Raw genomic sequence first — 19,350 nt, 5'->3', positions numbered from 1 at the left:
TGGAGACATCCCGTGAGCCACATGAATCGCAGTGTCGACAAGAGCGCCGATACTTGGGTCCTCACCGCCCAGTGTCCCAGCCGGCTGGGTACCGTGGACGTGGTGACCCGCTTCCTCAAGGAAAACCGCTGCTACATTACCGAGCAGCAGTCCTTTGATGACCGCCATGCCGAGCGGTTCTTCATCCGCACCGAGTTCCGTCCCATGGATCCCGAGTTCGACGCCGGGGCTTTTCAAGCCAACTTCGCTTCGCGGGCCAGGGAGTTCGAGATGGCCTTCGAACTGACCGCCCCCGACGCGCGGCTGCCGGTGGTGATCATGGTGTCCAAGGCCGACCATTGCCTGAATGACCTGCTGTATCGCTATCGCACCGGCCAGCTGTCCATCGACATCCGGGCGGTGGTGTCCAACCACCCGGATCTCGAGCCGTTGGCTGCCTGGCATGACCTGCCGTATTACCACTTCCCGATCACGCCCGAGACCAAGGCCGAACAGGAAGCCCAGGTATGGCAGGTGGTGCAGGACACCGGCGCCGAACTGGTCATCCTGGCCCGCTATATGCAAGTGCTATCCAGTGAGATGTGCGAGAAACTCAGCGGTCGGGCGATCAATATCCACCATTCACTGCTGCCCGGCTTCAAGGGGGCCAAGCCCTACCATCAGGCCTATGAAAAGGGCGTCAAGCTGGTCGGGGCCACTGCCCACTATATCAACGACGACCTCGATGAAGGGCCGATCATCACCCAGGGGGTGGACCCGGTAAGCCATGCCGACTACCCGGAGGATCTGGTGGCCAAGGGGCGCGATGTCGAGTGTCTGACGCTGGCGCGAGCCGTGTCCTACCACGTGGAACGACGCGTTTTCCTGCATAAGCGCCGCACGGTGGTGTTCACCCGCTAGTGGGGGCGGCGTGCTGAGTTAGCCTTGCTGTGCAAGGCCTCAAGGTTTCCATCACGTCGCCGGCACTGTAGCGCCATCAAGACCCGACTATCGGCTTCAAAACAAGGGTATCAGCGGCTCGAGGTCTTGCGCCGTAAGGCCTGGAGGGAGTTGGCGAGCTCCGGGTTCAACGCTTCGAGCGCCGGGCGGGCAAAGAAGAAGCCCTGCTGAAGATGGATACCGTGATCGCAAAGCCATAGCGCTTCCTCTTCACGTTCGATGCCCTCAGCCACTAGCTTGACCTCGAGTTCGCCGGCCAATCCGATCACTGCCTTTAGCAGCACCTGCCGGCGGCGGTCATGATCGCACTCACGCACCAGCTCACGGTCGATCTTCAAGATATCGGGTCGCAGGTCAGTGAGCAGGTCGAGGTTGGCATAGCCGTTGCCGAAGTCATCCAGCGCTGTAGTGAACCCCATCGCCCGGTAGGCATCGATGATGCCGCGCAGGTGCTGGCGGTCCTGGACCAGCTCGGTCTCGGTGATCTCGAAGTTGATACGCTCGGTAGGCCACCCCACTCGCTCGCAGGCTTCCAGCGTGGCCTGAATGCAGGCTTCCGGCTCATAGACGGCATTGGGCATGAAGTTGATCGATAGCGGCTCGCGCATCTCCAGCCGGCTGGCAATCTCAATGGCCTTGACCCGACAGGTCTGATCGAAGCGATACATGAGCTCGTCGGTGACCTGACCGATCACGCTACCCGCCGACTCCCCTGTCAGGCCGCGTACCAGGGCCTCGTAGGAGTGAATGCGGCCCGCCTTCAGATCGACGATTGGCTGGAAGGCCATCGTGAAGTCGAAGGGCAGGGGCCCTTCACAGCGGCCACAGGAGTGGTCATGTCTCGCACATCCCGCCATGTTGTCATCCATTTCGGCATTATTCGGCTTGTTAAAACTATACATGAACGCAGTATTCGTCATGAGGCCTTCAAGTCCATCTGCGGCTTCACCCATCCGGCGTGACCGACTACTGAAAGACATATCGGCTTTCTGGCCCTCAGCTTTATGCTCAGCCGAGATGTTTCGCCGCAGTACTCCCAGGCACTTTATCTCTACCGTACGTTTCTGCACATGGTCATACCGACTCTTTGGACCGCCAGTGGTTGGAAATTGGCTAGGGAATGCGTGGCTTCGCCGCGTTTGACTTCGTTCTTTGGTCGTAAAAAGGACCTGATGCGTTTAAAGATTTTCAGCGGAAAAGATTTCCAAAAGCCCGTGCTGGCAATGCCTGGGCGTTGGTCAGACCAATTTTGTTATCTGTAAGCGTTGATGTGATGCTTTGGGAGGGGTATGGCGCTCACGACTTTTTTCGCTAGCTTGTAAGCGTGAATGATCGACGACGGCATCAGTGCTCTGGCGTGCTGGCCTTGCCGATCGGCGCGACTTGTCTGCGGACGAGTACAACGGGTATTCAAAAAACAATAGCCTCATCTCGCCCCGACCGAGGCGAGATGCCACCCCAGGAGTTCATGTCATGCAAGATAACCAGCATCCCCCTCGCTTGACCACCGATCTCGCTTCAGCGAGCGACACGTTAACCAAGACTCCAGCCAGTCGCCGTAGCTTCCTCAAGACCGCCGCCATAGGCTCAGCGGCCGCCGTGGCGGCTCCCTGGATCGGCAATGCTCAGGCGCAGGAGGGCATCCGCATTCGCATGCAGTCTTCCTGGCAGCCAGGCACCACCGGCTACAGCATCTTCGAAACTTGGTGCAAGCGTGTGGCCGAGGAGACCGGCGGTGAAGTCACCATCGAGCCATTCCCGGCAGGTGCGGTTGCAGGTGCTTTTGAGGTGGCCGATGCCGTTCGCAACGGCGTGCTGGATGGCCAGAACTGGTTCACCGTTTACTGGCCCGGCAAGATGCCAGCCGGCGTCTTCCTGACGGCCTATCCGATGGGCCTGTCGATGCCCCATCAGTGGGATATCATGTTCGGTGCTTACGGTGGCTTCGGCCTCGCCAAGGACCTGTATCGCAAGCAGGGGCTCGAGCTGCTGGGCTACGTCCACCACGACATGAACCTGATCCACTCCAAGAAGCCGCTGCGAAGCTTTGATGACTTCAAGGGCGTCAAGCTGCGCATGCCGGGCGGTATCGTCGCCGAGACCTTCGCCGCTGCCGGCGCTCGTACCACCCTGCTGCCGGGCTCCGAAGTGTATCCGGCGCTGGAGAAGGGCACCATCGACGCCGCCGACTATGTAGGTGCGGCGGTCAACTATGAGTTGGGGTTCTGGCAGGTTGCCGACTACATCATCATGGGGCCACCCTCCACGCCCTGCCTGCATCAGGCCGTCGATCTCATGGATGTCGCGGTCAACCGTCGCGTGTTCGAGCGCATGTCGCCGAAGACTCAGGATCTGATGCATGACCTGGTGGCAGCCTATTCCCGCGAGCACTATGCAGCGATCCAGAAGGCTAACGCCGAGGCTTGGCCGAAGTACAAGGAGAAGGGCGTCGAGATCATCCATCTTACCGAGAACGATGCCGACCGTTTCCGCGAGGTCGCCGTGCCGCTGTGGTTCAAGTGGGCCAACAAGGACAAGGATGCGGCTCGTCTGTTCAAGGCCCATCTGGATACCATGATGGATCCGGCGGTGGCGCTGCTGACCCCTGAAGACATCAAGGGCTACGAACTCAACCTATAAGTCTGACCTGCCCCTCTATGTCGGGGCTGTGGTCCACGGACTGCAGCCCCGGCATGAGCCGCATGATCACTGCCTATCCTACATCCCCTTGACTCGATGTTCCGTTGCCATCGCCGGGAGCTGGTGGTATCGCGGAGGAGTACCCATGAATCTTGAGATCAATTTTGTTCTGCCGCACTGGCTTTATTGGTCAGTGCTGCTGTTGCTACCCCTGGTGGTGATGTTTTTCGTCGACCGCAGCTTCCGCCGTGGTGCCAGCGTTGATGGCGGCGACACCGCTGAAATTCCCGCTGGCGGTGATGTCGAGGTCGGCTATCAGCCTCCCGGCAATCTGTTCACCGCCATCGTCGACCGTATTTCCGGATTTTCCGGTCGCTACGTGGCCTACTGGGCATTGGTTGCTCCCTTCGCCTTCGCCTACGAAGTGCTGATGCGCTATGCCTTCAACTCGCCGACCAACTGGGTTCACGAGTCGATGACGCTGATGTTCGGCATGCAGTACCTGGTCGCTGGCGCCTTCGCCCTGCGCGAGGGCGGACATGTGCGTGTCGATATCCTCTATCAGCGTGCCAAGCCGGTGAACAAGGCGGCGCTGGACGTGCTGACATCGGTGTTTTTCTTCATCTTCACGATCGCGCTGATGGTCACCGGCTGGACGTTCTTCTCCCAGTCGGTGAGCGATGAGTTCTTCTTCGGCTCGAGCTATGCCAATGAGACGTCCTTTACCGAATGGGCCATTCAGTTCTATCCGGTGAAGTTCATGCTCTTCTTCGGTGCTCTACTGTTGCTGCTGCAGGGCTTTGGCCAACTGATTCGTGACATCCAATCATGCCGCCATCACTGGTGTCTGCATGAAGGCAGCCGGACCTTCGCTCTCGTGCTGCTGATCATCGCCGTGGTGCTAGGCGCCTGGACACTGTTCGAGATGATCAATGTCGCGGTGACCGACTATGAGAGCCTCCCGTTCAGCATCGAAAATAGCCTGGGCTCGGTCGGCATTGGGGGTCTGACCCTGGTGATGTTCGGCTCGCTGATGGTGGTACTGGTGGCGGGCCTGCCGCTGGCCTTCGTCACCGGTGGCCTGGGCGTGGTCTTTCTCTACCTGGTCGGTGACCAGGCCATGCTGAATCTGATGCCGTCGCGCATCTTCCCGATGATGACCAACTATCAGTTGTCGGCCATCCCGCTGTTCATCTTCATGGCCTCGGTGCTGGAGAAGGCCGGCATCATCGAGGAGCTGTTCGACGTTGTCTACAAGTGGATGGGCGGTCTCAAGGCGGGCCTGGCCATCGCCACCGTCATCGCCTCGACCCTGCTGGCCGCCATGGTGGGCGTCATCGGCGCCGCGGTGGTGACCATGGGGCTGATCGCCCTGCCGGCGATGCTCAAGCGCAACTACAGCCCGGAAATTGCCATCGGCTCGATCATGGCCGGCGGGACCCTGGGGATTCTGATTCCACCATCGATCCTCGCGATCATTTATGGCGTCATCGCCCAGCAGTCGGTGGGTGAGCTCTATCTCGGCTCGCTGATCCCCGGCCTGATGCTGGCCTTCATGTACGGCTTCTACTGCTGGATGCGCGGTACGCTGAATATCAACATCGCGCCGCCGATGCCGATCGAGGACCGGGTCGATATGAAGGAGAAGCTGCGCCTGCTGCGCAATATGCTGGCGCCGATCATCTTGGTGATGCTGGTGCTCGGCATCATCTTCACCGGCATCGCGACACCCGTTGAAGCGGCCGGCATCGGCACCTTTGGTGCCCTGGTCGTGGCTGCCATGCACCGGCGTCTGACCTGGCCGAACCTGCATGCTGCCTGCATGACGACCCTGGTCGCATCGGCGATGGTGATGTGGATCATCTTCGGCGCCAGCATCTTCGTCGGCTTCTACATCCTTCAGGGCGGCCAGACCTTCGTGCAGGAGTTGATCTCCGGTGCCGGCCTCGGCCCCTATGCGGTGCTGGCGCTGATGATGGTGCTACTGGTGGCGCTGGGCATGTTCCTCGACTGGGTGGGCATCCTGCTGCTGGCCGTGCCGATCTTCGTGCCGCTGATCCAGGGTCTGAGCTTCGACGGTGTGTTCGGGCTACCCGGGGTCGCGCCGGCTGATGTGTCACTGTGGTTCGGCGTCATCTATCTGGTCAACATGCAGATGTCGTTCCTGAGTCCGCCGTTTGGCTATGCGCTGTTCTATATCAAGGGCGTGTGTCCGCCGCATATCACCATGGCCCAGATCTTCAAGGCGTCCTTCCCGTTCCTGGGAATCCAGGCGCTGGGTCTGCTGCTGGTCATCCTCTTCCCGGCACTGGTGACCTGGCTGCCTGGCCTGGCCTATGGCTAAGGGCTGTGGCTAAGGGCTGTGGCTGGTTCGTCCAAAAAAGCCGCCCGAAAAGGTCGCCCGAAAAGGTCGCCAGGCGTCTGTCTGGGGCCTGCAGCACTCAGGGCCGGGCATTGCGCCAGGCCCTATCCTGGTCGGAATTCGTTGCGGCAGCCTTCATTGTTACAATTTTTCACATGACGCAGTTGAACGCCAGCGGCTCTCTGTCGTCCCATGATAGCTACATACACTGTATTTCCCCTGGAGGTATTTTTTAGATGCAACGCCTGACTGCCCTGTTTACGGCTGCGCTGCTGAGCGCCGGTATCATGTCCGCGCCTACCATGGCGCAGGAAAACGCCGCTTCTTCCGAGGCTGCACAAGCCCAGGCGGCCGCACCGGCCACTGACTTCTCCGACGAGACACTCCAGAAGTTCGCCGACGCCTCCAAGGAAATCGCCAGCGTGTCTCGTGAGTACACCGAGCGCCTGCAGAACGCCGAGGACGAAGCCGCCAAACAGGAAGTTCGTATGGAGGCCAACAAGGATATGGTCAGCATCGTCGAGGACAGTGGTCTCGAGGTCAGTACCTTCAACGCCATTGGTCAGGCTATCCAGCAGGATCCTGAACTGATGAAACGGGTCCAGGCCATGGTCGAACCGCAAGCCGAGTGATGCCGGAATGCGGCCATATCTGGGCCGATTGCATCAGAACAAAGGCCACCTTCGGGTGGTCTTTTTCATGCCTGAGCGTTTCTGCGTGGGGTAGCTCTTTACAGGCCATGGCGGGCGTTGGAGACTTGAGCCCTCGAGGTACCCTGATGCAGGACGAACTGATTCAAATTCTCCTCACACTCTAGAGGCCGACTAGACACCCAAGGCGAGGCGGTGAGCATGGAAGTGGAACTGTTGGAAATTCGCCAGCACATCGCGGGCAATCCGCCCTTCGATACGCTCAGCGACGATCTGCTCGACGAGGTAGCCGGTGCCGTCGAGATCACGTATTTCCGCGCCGGTACCATGATCTGTGAGGACGGCCAGCCAACGCAGGATTTGTACTATATCCGCAGCGGCGCCGTGGAGGTCTATCGGCGCAACGGGGAATTGTTCAACCGCTTCGGCGAGGGCGATATCTTTGGCTACTTCGACCTGCTCAGAAACCAGCAGGTTCGCTTTCCGGTCAAGGCGATCGAAGACACCCTGGTCTATTTCATCCCCGGCGAGCTGTTCCGTCGCCTCTGCGATGCCGATGAGACATTTGCTGACTTCGTCGAGGTAGGCCGCCCGCGCCTCGAGACGACGGTGGATCATCAGCACCACGATAACACCATGATGACGACCCGGGTGCGCAAGTTGATCACGCGCCTACCGGTGATGATCGAGGCTGATTCCACCATCCAGGCCGCCGCCGCGAAAATGTGTGAGCAGAACGTGTCCTCGGTGCTGGTGCTGAGAGCCGAGGACGAGGTCTCGGCACGGACCTTCGTGCTGGGCGATGGCAAACAGTGGCGCACTCTAGGGATTCTCACCGACCAGGACCTGCGCACCCGAGTGCTGGCAGCAGGGCTCGATGCGGCGACTGCCGTATCCGAGGTGGTGAGCCCTCACCTGATAGCTATCCAGTCCGATGAGTCGGTGCATGAGGCGATGCTATGCATGCTGCGCAACAATATCCACCATCTGCCGGTGCTGCATCGTCGCCGCCCGGTGGGGATGCTGCATCTCTCCGATATCATCCGCTACGAGACCAACAGCAGCCTGTACCTGGTCAACAATATCTTCAACCAGACCAGCCACAAGGGCCTAGCGCGGCTGGGGTCCGATGTGCGGCGCACCTTCGTCGGCCTGGTCGCCGACGGTGCGAGCTCGCAGATGGTGGGCAGTGCCCTATCGACCATCGGCCGCAGTTTCACCCGGCGACTGATTGAGCTGGCCGAGGAGGAACTGGGTCCACCGCCGGTACCCTATTGCTTCATGGTGATGGGATCGATGGCCCGCAACGAGCAGGCCATCGTCACCGACCAGGACAACGCCCTGGTCCTCGATGACAGCTTTGATCCAGAACAACATGACGCCTACTTCCTGACCCTGGCTCAGAGAGTCAGCGATGGGCTGGATGCCTGCGGCTATACCTATTGCAAAGGCGATATCATGGCCACCAATCCACGGTGGCGACAGCCGCTGCGGGTTTGGAGACAGTACTTCAATGACTGGATCGATGATCCCAATCCTGAGCGTCTGCTGCACAGCTCGATCTTCTTTGATCTGGATCATGTCTATGGCGAGGAAGACTTCGTCGAACAGCTTCAGGATTTGGTCGCCGACAAGGCCTCGAAGAGCCCGCGTTTTCTGGCGGCCATGGCGCGCAACGCGCTCAATCGCACGCCGCCGCTGGGGTTTTTCCGCACCTTCGTGATGGAGAAGGACGGCAAGCAGAACAACTCGATCAATCTGAAGCGCCGGGGGACCGCACCGATGGTCGACCTGATTCGCGTCCATGCGCTGGCCTGCGGGTCTCGGGCTCAGAATTCCTTTGACCGGCTCGATGCCATCGCCCAGACCCAGCTACTGGTGGGGCGTTCCAGTGAACGCATCCGTTATGCCATGGAGTTCATCTCCATCGTGCGTATTCGCCATCAGGTCATCGATATCGAGGAAGAACGCGAGCCGGACAATAATATCGAGCCCGAAAACGTGTCTGATACCGAGCGGCACAACCTCAAGGATGCCTTTCAGGTGTTGAGCAATGCCCAGAAGTTCCTGAAGTTCCGCTACCCCTTGCCCTAGGGGGCTAACTACCGTCGCGAAGGTCTATGCTCAAGTTTCCGTTTCGTCACGCCAAGGTCGATCAGCATGCCTGGCCCGAGTATCTGGCTAGTCGGGCTAGCCAAGTCCGTGATCCTGCACTGCGGCGTTTTTTCGCCGCTTACGATCTCGATCCGAACATGCCGATCGGCGAGGTGCCGCTGGTGGCGCTGGACATGGAAACCACCGGTCTCGACGAACGGCGCCATGCCATCGTCAGCGTCGGCCTGGTTCCCTTTTCCCAGCAGCGTATCCACTTGCCCAGGCGGCGTTACTGGGTGGTCAAGCCTCAGCGCCCGTTGAACCAGCGCTCGATCACCTTTCACCGCATCACTCACTCGGAAATAGCCGAGGCGCCGGATCTGGACGACATTCTGGATGAGTTGCTCGAAGCCCTGGCCGGGCGTTTGGTCGTGGTGCACTTTCGTCATATCGAACGCCCCTTTCTGGATGCGGCCGTGAAGGCGCGTCGCGGGGAGGGCGTGCGCTTTCCGGTGATCGATACCATGTCGCTGGAGGCCAGGCTGCATCGTCAGTCGCGGTGGGCGCGCTTCAAGCGATGGATGGGCCGGCCGCCGGAGTCGATACGTCTGCATGATAGTCGGCTGCGCTATGGCCTGCCGCCCTACCAGGGTCACCATGCGCTGGTCGATGCCCTGGCTACCGCCGAGCTTCTTCAGGCTCAACTGGCGACGCACTTCGATCCCGAAACGCCGCTTTACCAACTGTGGCACTGAGCGGGTGACACGGCGTGTCGAACCTGGGAGAGGGGACGGGGTGGACGATATCCGCTGACCCAAAACGATCAAGGGCGGCCTAAATAGGCCGCCCTTGATGCGTCTAGCGGGTCGTCATCAGGCCCGTAGCCCGATGACATGGTTCAGCTTCGTGGTTCGGACATCAAGCCCTTGACGATCGCATAGCAGCCCACCAGCAATACAATGGTGAAGGGAAGGCCGGTGGTCAGGGCGGCCGTCTGTAGGGCGCTCAGCCCACCGCCGAGCAGCAGCGCGATCGCCAGGGCCCCTTCGATCAATGCCCAGAAGATGCGCTGCGGCTTCGGTGCATCGACTTTGCCACCCGCCGTGATCGAGTCGATGACCAGTGAGCCGGAGTCGGAGGACGTCACGAAGAACACGATGACCAGCACGATCCCCACGAAAGAAGTGATGCTGGAAAGCGGCAGGGTCTCAAGCATCGTGAAAAGCTGCAGCTCCAATGCGGCATCCTGAACTTTGGTGATGCCCTGGTTGATCACCTGATCGATGGCAGTGGTGCCGAAAGCGGTCATCCATACCACCGAAGCCAGTGACGGCACCAATAGCACGGCGGTCAGGAATTCGCGCACCGTGCGGCCGCGGCTGACCCGGGCGATGAACATGCCGACGAACGGCGACCAGGCAATCCACCAGGCCCAGTAGAAGGCGGTCCAGCCCTGGCTGAAGTTGGCATCTTCGCGGCCGAAGGGCATCGACAGCGCCGGTAGGTTCTGGACGTAGCCCAGTAGGTTATCGAACACGCCGATGGCGATCATCAACGTCGGGCCGACGGCGATGACGAAGGCCAGCAGCAGGAAGGCCAGCGCCATATTGAGCTGCGACAGGCGCTGCACACCCTTGTCCACCCCCAACATGATCGAGCCCAGTGCCACCACGGTGATGCCCATGATCAGCAGAATCAGGGTGGTGTTGGTGTCGGGGACGCCGAACAGGTAGTGGAGACCCGCGGACGCCTGGGTGGCGCCGATCCCCAGCGAGGTGGTCAGGCCGAACAGGGTGGCGAAGACTGCCAGGATATCGATCGCATGCCCCGGCCAGCCCCAGACGCGCTCCCCGAGGATCGGGTAGAAGATCGAGCGCATGGTCAGCGGCAGGCCCTTGTTGTAGGCGAATATCGCCAGCGACAGGCCGACGATGGCATAGGCGCCCCAAGGGTGCAGGCCCCAGTGGAAGATGGTGGCAGCCATGGAGAGGTCGATGGCGGCGGTCTGGTCGCCCGCAGCGGCGCCCAGCGGCGCCCAGTCGGTACGCACGCCGTTCTCCATGCTGATGCCATCGATCGCGGTGCCGAAGTGCGTCAGTGGCTCCGATACGCCGTAGAACATCAGGCCGATGCCCATGCCGGCGGCGAACAGCATCGCGAACCAGCCCAGGTAGCCGAAGTCAGGTCTGGCATTGGCACCCCCGATCCTGACTCTGCCCATTGGTGTGAAGATCAACACTATCGCCAGCAGCACGAAGACGTTGGCACCCAGCAGGAAGACCCAGCTCAGGTTGGTGGTCAGGAAGCTGAACATCGCATTGAAGATCGGCTCCATCTGATCCTGAAGGGCCAGCGTGGCGATCACGAATAACAGAATCACCAGCGACGAGAAGAGGAAGACCTTGCCGTGCAGGTCCACATCAATCCCCAGGGGAGAAGCGGTGATGTTGTCCTGGCCGATCACATAGTCGGTATCGATCAGGTTGGCCGGGCCTTCGGGCGCTGGAATACCTTCGGTGCCGGTATCATCCGGCTCCCTGGGCTTGCCATCGTTGGGTTTATCGTCGTTGGGTTGCTTAGTCACTAGACGTCTCCCTTGCGATTATCGATAGGTGTAAGTCTCAACGCGGTTATTCGCCGGCTTCCGGACGCACCAGGAAGACCGAGGCTTTGGTGTGGGTCGCCACCTTACCCCCATGAGAGGGCATGATCACATCCACATGCTTGGGCGGGTGGGTCGGCATCACCACTAGGTCGGCGCCTACTTCGTCGATGGCTTTAATGAGGTCATCATCGAGATCCGAGATGGGATCGGGGCTGACGATGGTGTGGGTGCTGACCGGCTGGCCGTGGACCTTGGCGCGCTCTTGGGCGAAAGCCTCTAGCTTCAGGGTGTATTCCTCCGGCGTGCGGGCCACGGCGCCGGGCGTGGCGGCGGTGATGCCGACGTAACAGACTTCCGCGTCGTAATGCTTCGCCTGGTCAGCGACAATCTTCAGCGATGGCTCGATCACATCGAGGTGGGCGAGATCCACGGGGACCATGATCTTCTTGAACATCTTGGTGTCTCCGGCGGGTTGTAATTGGCTGTAGTTCCTTGATGTTGCTTTAGGTGCCTCACAGTCTGGGCATGTGCCCGGCGAAATTCCAGCTCCGCTTCCATGCTCGGCTTTCTGCTGGCCCTTGGTCGCTAAAAAACTAAGCGACCAAGGCGTTATCAACAAAGCCGGTTGGTTGCGAGACACAGCGGGGGTTAAGGACACATGCTGATGGAAAAGGCTAACAGAACAAGCGGAGGGCTCGCTTGCGGGTAGTGGCGCCGCTTTAGCACCTGCAAGGCGCTTTTGCACGTCATCTGCACCACCAGCCGAGGCCTCGCATGATCAGAACAAAACGCCACAGACCGTCCAATGGACCGCCTGTGGCATTGTGGCGCATAGCATCATCCGGCCAAGGCCGGATGATGCCGGGATTTAGCCCTTGGGTTCCGAGAGCAGTCCCTTGATGATGGCATAGCAGGCCACCAGCAGTACCAGCGTGAACGGCAGGCCGGTGGTGATGACCGCCGTCTGCAGTGCGGTCAGGCCGCCACCCAGCAACAGGGCGATGGCAATCACACCCTCAATGATGGCCCAGAACATGCGCTGCGGCTTGGGCGCATCGACCTTGCCGCCGGCGGTGATGGAGTCGATCACCAGTGAACCGGAATCCGAGGAAGTGACGAAGAACACCATCACCAGCACGATCCCCACGAAGGACGTGATGGACGTCAGCGGCAGCTGACCCAGCATCGTGAACAGCTGCAGTTCGAGGGCCGCGTCCTTGACGCCCTGGAAGTTGTCGGTGATCACCTGGTCGATGGCGGTACCGCCGAAGGCGGTCATCCATAGCACCGAAACCAGTGACGGTACCAGCAGCACGGCGATCAGGAATTCACGCACGGAACGGCCACGGCTGACGCGGGCGATGAACATGCCGACGAACGGTGACCAGGAAATCCACCAGGCCCAGTAGAAGGCGGTCCAGCCCTGGCTGAAGTTGGCATCTTCACGGCCAAAGGGCATTGAGAGTGCCGGCAGGTCCACCAGGTAGGCGCCCAGGTTCTTGAAGAAGCCGGTGGCGATCGCCATGGTCGGGCCGACGGCAATCACGAAGGCCAGCAGCAGGAAGGCCAACACCATGTTGAGCTGTGAAAGGCGCTGTACACCCTTGTCGACGCCTGCAAGGACAGATAGCAGCGCCACCGCGCTGATGCCCACGATCAGCAGCACCATGGTGACGTCGTTGTTGGGGATATCGAACAGATAGGCAAGACCGGCAGACGCCTGTGAGGCACCCAGGCCCAAGGAGGTCGCCAGGCCGAACAGAGTGGCAAACACGGCCAGGATGTCGATCACATGGCCCGGCCAGCCCCAGATCCGCTCACCCAGGATCGGGTAGAAGACCGAGCGCATGGTCAGCGGCAGGCCCTTGTTGAAGGAGAACAGCGCCAGTGCCAAGGCCACAACCGCATAGATACCCCAGGGGTGCAGGCCCCAGTGGAAGATGGTAGCGGCCATGGCCAGCGACATCGCGCCGTCCTGGTCGCCGGCAGCGGCGCCCAACGGTGCCCAGTCGGTCCTGACACCATCCTCCATGCTGGTGCCGCCGATGGCAGTACCGAAGTGAGTCAGGGGCTCTGAAACACCGTAGAACATCAGGCCAATGCCCATGCCGGCGGCGAATAGCATCGCGAACCAGCCGAGATAGCTGAAGTCCGGTGTGGCGTGCGCACCGCCAATCCTGATTTTGCCCATGGGCGTGAAGATAAGGACCACGGCAAGCAGCACGAAGATATTGGCCGCCAGCAGGAAGAACCAAGACATGTTACCGGTCAGGAACGCGAAGATCGCATTGAAGATCGGCTCAACTTGGTCCTGGAGCGCCAAGGTGAGGAACACGAAGAACAGGATCAGCAATGACGAGATGGTGAAAACCTTGCCATGCAGGTCGACATCGAGGCCGAAACGGCGAGTGGTGACGTTATCCTGGCCGATCACGTAATCGGTATCGATCAGGTTCGCCGGTCCTTCCGGCGCTGGCACGCCATCAGAGACAGGGGCGTCCTTGTCACTGCTCGCGTTAGGGGAGTTTTTTTCCACAGGGAAGTCTCCGTTTGGTGAAACGAAAGGGTGTCGTCTTGTGCAGGCCGTCAGTCGCTATGCCGGACCAGGAATACAGATACGTCGGTATGAGAGGCGACCTTGCCGCCAGTGGACGGCATGACGATGTCCAGCCGCCTAGGCAGATGCGTGGTCATGATGACCAGATCTGCGTTCGTGTCATGAATAGCCTGAATGATGGCGTCATCCATGTCGGCAACCGGGTCGGGAGAGGTGATGACCTTGGAGCTGACCACTTGTCCATGCAGCTGCCCCTGCTCCTTGGCGAAGGCCTCGAGCTTTTGTGCATACTCTTCAGGGGTCTTGGCCAGAGCGCCTGGCGTGTTCGCCGTTACGCTTATGTAGCAGGTATCGGCCTGATACAGCTTGGCGATATCCGCCGCCAGGTCGAGAGAAGGCTTCAAGAGTTCTTTATGTGCCAGGTCCACGGGGACCATGATTTTCTTGAACATATTTGAGACCCCTCGAGGGTTTTGTTAGCTGATGTACCTCTACGTCACGATCTGTTGGCCTGAATGACCTCGCTAGTTTGAGGATTTGCCAGGAGAATTGCCAGTGCCGGCTTACTTACAGGCATCAACTGCCCTGTCAACGCTGGGCCCAAGGATTGAGCGGCAGGCAATGACGAAGGATTCGGCCAGCTACCGTGGAGGGGGGGGAGTGAACCGCTGGAATAAGGGAGACGGCGTCAGGGCCTACATAGCCGAGAGCGACACCCGCATAGCTACCCGCTCTTGAGCGTGAATGCGGTTATTGTCGGCGTTTGTGGCCGGTGCCACCATGACAGCAAAGCGCCGCAAGCAAGAGCGCGACCATCACAATAATGAGCCCGCCATGACCGTTCATACCCTGACGCCTAAGCGCCGCTTTCGCGGCCAGCCCCGCGGCCGCGAGCTTGAGGCCGATCATCTAGTAGCGCTTCGCCAGCGTCTTGGCGATGAGCGCGAGCACCCCGAGCTTGCTCGTCGCGACCGCCTCATCGAGCACCTGCATGTGCTCCAGGACACCCACGGCCATCTGGCGCTGCCTGTGCTGCGCGCCCTGTCGGCCTACATGAACCTGCCGATGGCGGCCGTCTATGAAACCGCCACCTTCTATGCCCACTTCGACGTGGTGCACGACGATGAGGCACCCCCCCCGGCAGTGACGGTGCGGGTCTGCGATTCGCTGTCGTGTCAGCTGGCCGGAGCCGACGCCTTGAAGCAGGCGCTGACGGATGGTGCCGATCCAGAAGAGGTCCGCGTGCTGCGGGCGCCCTGCATGGGTCGCTGTGAGATGGCGCCGGTGGTCGAAGTCGGCCATCGTCACGTCAATTACGCGACCCGGCAGGCCGTCGAGGCCATCATCGACACTGGCCATTTCCACCCCGAAGCGCTCGACTGGCAGCGACTCGAGGATTACCGCTGCGAAGGCGGCTATGAGCTGCTCGCCCAGTGTCGAGCCGGTGCGGTGAGCGTCGAGGCGCTGATGGGGGAGCTCGAGCGCGCCAACCTGCGCGGGCTCGGCGGCGCAGGCTTCCCGACCTTCAAGAAATGGTACTTCGTGCGCCAGGAGCCCGGCCCGCGCTACTGCGCGATCAACGCCGACGAGGGCGAGCCCGGCACCTTCAAGGACCGACACTACCTGGAACATGCCCCACACCGTTTCCTCGAGGGCGCCCTGGTCAGTGCCTGGGCGGTGGAGGCCTGCGCGCTCTATATCTATCTGCGTGACGAATACCCGGGCCTGCATCGGGTGCTGCATGAGGCGATCGCCGAGCTCGAGGCCGCCGGCCTCGTCGCGCCCGGTTATGTGGTGATGCGCCGCGGCGCCGGGGCCTATATCTGCGGCGAGGAGTCGGCGATGATCGAGTCGCTGGAGGGCAAACCGGGCAAGCCCCGCCATCGCCCGCCCTTCGTCGCGCAGCGAGGCCTGTTCGATCGACCGACCCTGGTCAACAATGTCGAGACCGTCTACTGGATTCCGCTGATTTACCAGCGCGGTGCTGACTGGTTCGCCGGCCATGGGCGCCATGGACGCAAGGGGCTGCGCAGCTTTTCCGTTTCCGGGCGGGTCAAGCGCCCGGGCGTCCACCTGGCGCCGGCGGGGATTACGTTGGCCGAGCTGATCGAGGAATATTGCGATGGCATGGCCGAGGGCCACACCCTGGCCGGCTATCTGCCCGGTGGCGCCTCCGGTGGCATCCTGCCGGCAAGCAAGGCGGACATCCCTCTGGACTTCGACACCCTGCAGGCCGAAGGCTGCTTTATCGGCTCTGCGGCGGTGGTGGTGCTCTCGGACCAGGATGACCTGCGTGCGGTGGCCACCAACCTGCTGGCCTTCTTCGCCGACGAGTCCTGCGGTCAGTGCACGCCCTGCCGGGTCGGCACCGAAAAGATGCTGACCCTGCTCGAGCGCGAGAGCTGGGACGCCGCGGCCCTGCAGCGCCTCGCCACGGTGATGATGGATGCCTCGATCTGCGGGCTCGGCCAGGCCGCTCCCAATCCCGTCCTGGGTTTGCTCAAGGACTTCCGCGCGCCGCTCGCGGCCCAGCAGATCATCATCAAGGGCTGAGGCCAGGAGAGCGAAGATGACGCATAACCAGAGCCAGAACCAGACGCAGGTCGCAGCCGACGCCTTCACCCTGACCCTCGACGGTGCCGAGGTAACCGCTTACCCCGGCGAGAGCCTGTGGCAGGTGGCCAAGCGGGCCGGCGAGACGATTCCCCACCTGTGCTTCAAGGACGCCGCCGGCTACCGCGCCGACGGCAACTGCCGCGCCTGCATGGTCGAGATCGAGGGGGAGCGGGCACTGGCCGCCAGCTGCCTGCGCGAGGCCCGGTCTGGCATGGTGGTGCATAGTGCCGGCTCCGAGCGTGCGCGCATCGCCCGTGAAGGCGTGTTGGAGCTCTTGGCCGTCGATCAGCCCGACCGCGACGCCGGTCCCGACCGTTCCAGTCACTTCTGGGCCATGGCCGATCAGCTGGCCGTCGACGCCACGGCGGTGCGCGAGTGGCTACCCCGGCGTGAGGAGCGCAAGGCGCCCACCGTGCACCATGTAGAGTCCCGCGAGGGTACGCTGGACGGCGCTCGCAACCACGATGCTTCGCACAGCGCGATGGCCGTCAAGCTCGACGCCTGCATCGAGTGCAACCTCTGCGTGCGCGCCTGTCGCGAGGTTCAGGTCAATGACGTCATCGGCCTGGCGAACCGCGGGGCGGCCGCGAAGATCGTCTTCGACTTCGATGACCCCATGGGCGAGAGCACCTGCGTGGCCTGCGGCGAGTGCGTCCAGGCCTGTCCGACCGGTGCGCTGATGCCGGCGACCCTGATCGACGAGGCTGGTCGCGGCGACTCGGCGGCCGCCGATCGTCAGGTCGATTCGGTATGCCCCTACTGCGGGGTGGGCTGTCAGCTCACCTATCACATCAAGGATGAAGAGATCCTCTTCGTCGAGGGGCGCGACGGGCCGTCCAACCACAATCGGCTGTGCGTGAAGGGCCGCTTCGGCTTCGACTACCCGCGCCATCCTGCGCGGCTGACGCGCCCGTTGATCCGCAAGCCCGGGGCGCCCAAGGGCGTCGATCCCGCCTTCGATCCGGCCGACCCGGCCACGCATTTCCGCGAAGCCAGCTGGGACGAGGCGCTCGACGCCGCTGCCGGCGGCCTCAAGGGGCTCAAGGATGCCCACGGCCCCGGCGCCCTGGCCGGTTTCGGCAGCGCCAAGTGCTCCAACGAAGAAGCCTGGCTGTTTCAGAAGCTGGTGCGCACCGGTTTTGGCTCCAACCACGTCGACCACTGCACCCGCCTGTGTCATGCAAGCTCGGTCGCGGCACTGATGGAATGTATCGGCTCCGGGGCGGTGACGGCATCGTTCATGCAGGCCGCCGAGGCCGATGTGGTGATCCTTACCGGCTGCAACCCGGCGGTGAACCACCCGGTGGCGGCAACCTTTTTCAAGCAGGCGGCCAAGCGCGGCACCAAGATCATCATCATCGATCCCAAGGGCCAGGCGCTGGGCGCCTATGCCCACCAGACCCTGCGCTTCACCCCGGGCAGCGACGTCGCGTTGTTCAACGCCATGCTCAACGTCATCGTCACCGAAGAGCTCTATGACGCGGACTACATCCGCGAGCATACCGAGGGCTTCGAAGCGCTCAAGGAACACGTTCGCCACTTGACGCCGGAGGCCATGGCCGAGAGCTGCGGCGTGCCCGCCGAAGACATTCGCGCCGTGGCCCGGGAGTACGCCACCGCCGAACGGGCGATGATCTTCTGGGGCATGGGTATTTCCCAGCACGTGCATGGCACCGACAACGCCCGCTGCCTGATTTCCTTGGCGCTGGCCTGCGGCCACACCGGCCGCCCTGGCACCGGCCTGCATCCGCTGCGCGGCCAGAACAACGTTCAGGGCGCCTCGGACGCCGGCCTGATCCCGATGGTGCTGCCCGACTACCAGCCGGTGGGCGACGCCCAGGTGCGTGCGGCCTTCGAAGAACTGTGGAACAGCGAGCTCGACGAGACGCCCGGGCTCACCGTGGTCGAGATCATGGACGCCATCGCAGCGGGCACCATCAAGGGCATGTACATCCAGGGTGAGAACCCGGCGATGTCCGACCCGGACCTCGACCACGCTCGCGCGGCGCTGGCCAAGCTCGAGCATCTCGTCGTGCAGGATCTGTTCGTTACCGAGACCGCCCAGTTCGCCGACGTCATCCTGCCGGCCTCGGCCTGGCCGGAGAAGGAGGGCAGCGTGACCAATACCAACCGGCAGGTGCAATTGGGCCGCGCTGCCGTTCCGCTGCCCGGCGCTGCCCGGCCCGACTGGTGGATCATTCAGGAGATCGCCAAGCGCTTTGGGCTAGCCTGGGACTACGCGCACCCCCGCGAGGTCTTCGCTGAGATGGAGCGAGGCATGCCGTCGCTGAATCACATCACTTGGGAGCGCCTGGAACGCGAGGGCTCGGTGACCTACCCCTGCCCGGCGGACGACGCCCCAGGGGCGGACGTGGTGTTCGGTGATGCCTTCCCTACCGCCTCGGGCAAGGCGAAGTTCTCGCCGACTCTGCCGCTGCCGCCGGATGAGCCCATCGATGCCGACTATCCCACGGTGCTGACCACCGGCCGCCAGCTCGAGCACTGGCACACCGGCTCGATGACCCGGCGTTCCCGGGTGCTCGATGCCCTGGAGCCGGAGGCGGTGGCCAGCGTTGCCCCGGGCGAGCTGCGCCGCCTCGGCCTGGCGCCGGGGGAGTGGCTGTCCATCACCACTCGGCGTGGCCGAATCGCCCTGCGGGTGAGGGTCGACCCGCAGATGGCCGAGGGCATGGTGTTCGTGCCTTTCTGCTACGCCGAGGCGGCCGCCAACATCCTGACCAATCCGGCGCTGGATCCGTTCGGCAAGATTCCCGAGTTCAAGTACGCCGCCTGTCGGCTGGTACCGGCCGAGGCGCCGGTGGCGATGCCTTGAGTCGGCCACCGAGCCAGTGCGAGTCTTTACACAGCGACAGATTGCAGCGACTGG

At 62.0% G+C, this 19,350-nt stretch carries 13 protein-coding genes; 8 read left to right on the top strand and 5 right to left on the bottom strand.

Features of this window, described 5'->3' with window-relative positions; genetic code table 11:
• The first annotated feature begins 21 nt into the window (after window positions 1–21).
• On the top strand, window positions 22–900 hold the full coding sequence (gene purU, locus HUS66_RS00745) for a formyltetrahydrofolate deformylase (RefSeq protein WP_175069425.1): 879 nt from the start codon (window positions 22–24) through the stop codon (window positions 898–900).
• Window positions 901–1,010: 110 nt separating this feature from the next.
• Here the strand turns inward: purU and HUS66_RS00740 are convergent, their stop codons facing one another.
• The gene (locus HUS66_RS00740; RefSeq protein WP_175069424.1) at window positions 1,011–1,796 is read right to left on the bottom strand and encodes an EAL domain-containing protein; all 786 of its coding nucleotides are present in this window, start codon (window positions 1,794–1,796) and stop codon (window positions 1,011–1,013) included.
• Window positions 1,797–2,412: 616 nt separating this feature from the next.
• On the opposite strand from HUS66_RS00740, the gene dctP reads away from it, so the two are divergent.
• The 5 genes from dctP to HUS66_RS00715 all read left to right on the top strand — a co-directional run bounded on the left by dctP (window position 2,413) and on the right by HUS66_RS00715 (window position 9,440).
• Window positions 2,413–3,579 carry a TRAP transporter substrate-binding protein DctP gene (gene dctP, locus HUS66_RS00735; RefSeq protein ID WP_175069084.1) on the top strand — a complete coding sequence of 389 codons (1,167 nt, stop codon included), beginning with the start codon at window positions 2,413–2,415 and terminating at the stop codon, window positions 3,577–3,579.
• Window positions 3,580–3,724: 145 nt separating this feature from the next.
• Entirely contained in the window at window positions 3,725–5,923 is a 2,199-nt protein-coding gene (locus HUS66_RS00730) for a TRAP transporter large permease subunit (RefSeq protein WP_175069083.1), read from the top strand.
• 254 nt (window positions 5,924–6,177) lie between these two features.
• Window positions 6,178–6,573 (top strand): DUF4168 domain-containing protein, encoded by a 396-nt coding sequence (locus tag HUS66_RS00725; protein ID WP_175069082.1) that lies wholly within the window; start codon window positions 6,178–6,180, stop codon window positions 6,571–6,573.
• A gap of 219 nt (window positions 6,574–6,792) precedes the next feature.
• Window positions 6,793–8,685, top strand: coding sequence for a DUF294 nucleotidyltransferase-like domain-containing protein (locus tag HUS66_RS00720; protein ID WP_175069081.1), 1,893 nt, complete (start codon window positions 6,793–6,795; stop codon window positions 8,683–8,685).
• 26 nt (window positions 8,686–8,711) lie between these two features.
• Window positions 8,712–9,440: a 3'-5' exonuclease gene (locus HUS66_RS00715; protein ID WP_175069080.1), complete on the top strand. Its 729-nt coding sequence runs from the start codon at window positions 8,712–8,714 to the stop codon at window positions 9,438–9,440.
• 143 nt (window positions 9,441–9,583) lie between these two features.
• On the opposite strand, the gene HUS66_RS00710 is transcribed toward HUS66_RS00715, so the two are convergent.
• From HUS66_RS00710 to HUS66_RS00695, 4 genes are all read right to left on the bottom strand, one after another.
• Entirely contained in the window at window positions 9,584–11,269 is a 1,686-nt protein-coding gene (locus HUS66_RS00710) for a BCCT family transporter (protein WP_175069079.1), read from the bottom strand.
• A gap of 46 nt (window positions 11,270–11,315) precedes the next feature.
• On the bottom strand, window positions 11,316–11,744 hold the full coding sequence (locus tag HUS66_RS00705) for a universal stress protein (RefSeq protein ID WP_175069078.1): 429 nt from the start codon (window positions 11,742–11,744) through the stop codon (window positions 11,316–11,318).
• Window positions 11,745–12,158: 414 nt separating this feature from the next.
• The gene (locus HUS66_RS00700) at window positions 12,159–13,826 is read right to left on the bottom strand and encodes a BCCT family transporter (protein WP_175069077.1); all 1,668 of its coding nucleotides are present in this window, start codon (window positions 13,824–13,826) and stop codon (window positions 12,159–12,161) included.
• 50 nt (window positions 13,827–13,876) lie between these two features.
• Window positions 13,877–14,299, bottom strand: coding sequence for a universal stress protein (locus HUS66_RS00695; RefSeq protein WP_175069076.1), 423 nt, complete (start codon window positions 14,297–14,299; stop codon window positions 13,877–13,879).
• 382 nt (window positions 14,300–14,681) lie between these two features.
• Between HUS66_RS00695 and HUS66_RS00690 the strand changes: the two genes are divergently transcribed.
• Both HUS66_RS00690 and fdhF read left to right on the top strand, forming a co-directional pair.
• A complete protein-coding gene (locus tag HUS66_RS00690) occupies window positions 14,682–16,400 on the top strand; it encodes an NAD(P)H-dependent oxidoreductase subunit E (protein WP_175069075.1) in 1,719 nt (572 codons plus the stop codon).
• A 16-nt stretch (window positions 16,401–16,416) separates the two neighbouring features.
• Window positions 16,417–19,296 (top strand): formate dehydrogenase subunit alpha, encoded by a 2,880-nt coding sequence (fdhF, locus tag HUS66_RS00685; RefSeq protein WP_175069074.1) that lies wholly within the window; start codon window positions 16,417–16,419, stop codon window positions 19,294–19,296.
• Window positions 19,297–19,350: the final 54 nt, after the last annotated feature.

Origin of the sequence: Onishia taeanensis (assembly GCF_013349955.1) — a bacterium.
Lineage (GTDB): Bacteria > Pseudomonadota > Gammaproteobacteria > Pseudomonadales > Halomonadaceae > Onishia > Onishia taeanensis_B.
Note: the sequence above shows the minus strand (reverse complement) of the source record. Positions and strands in the feature narration are given on the sequence as shown.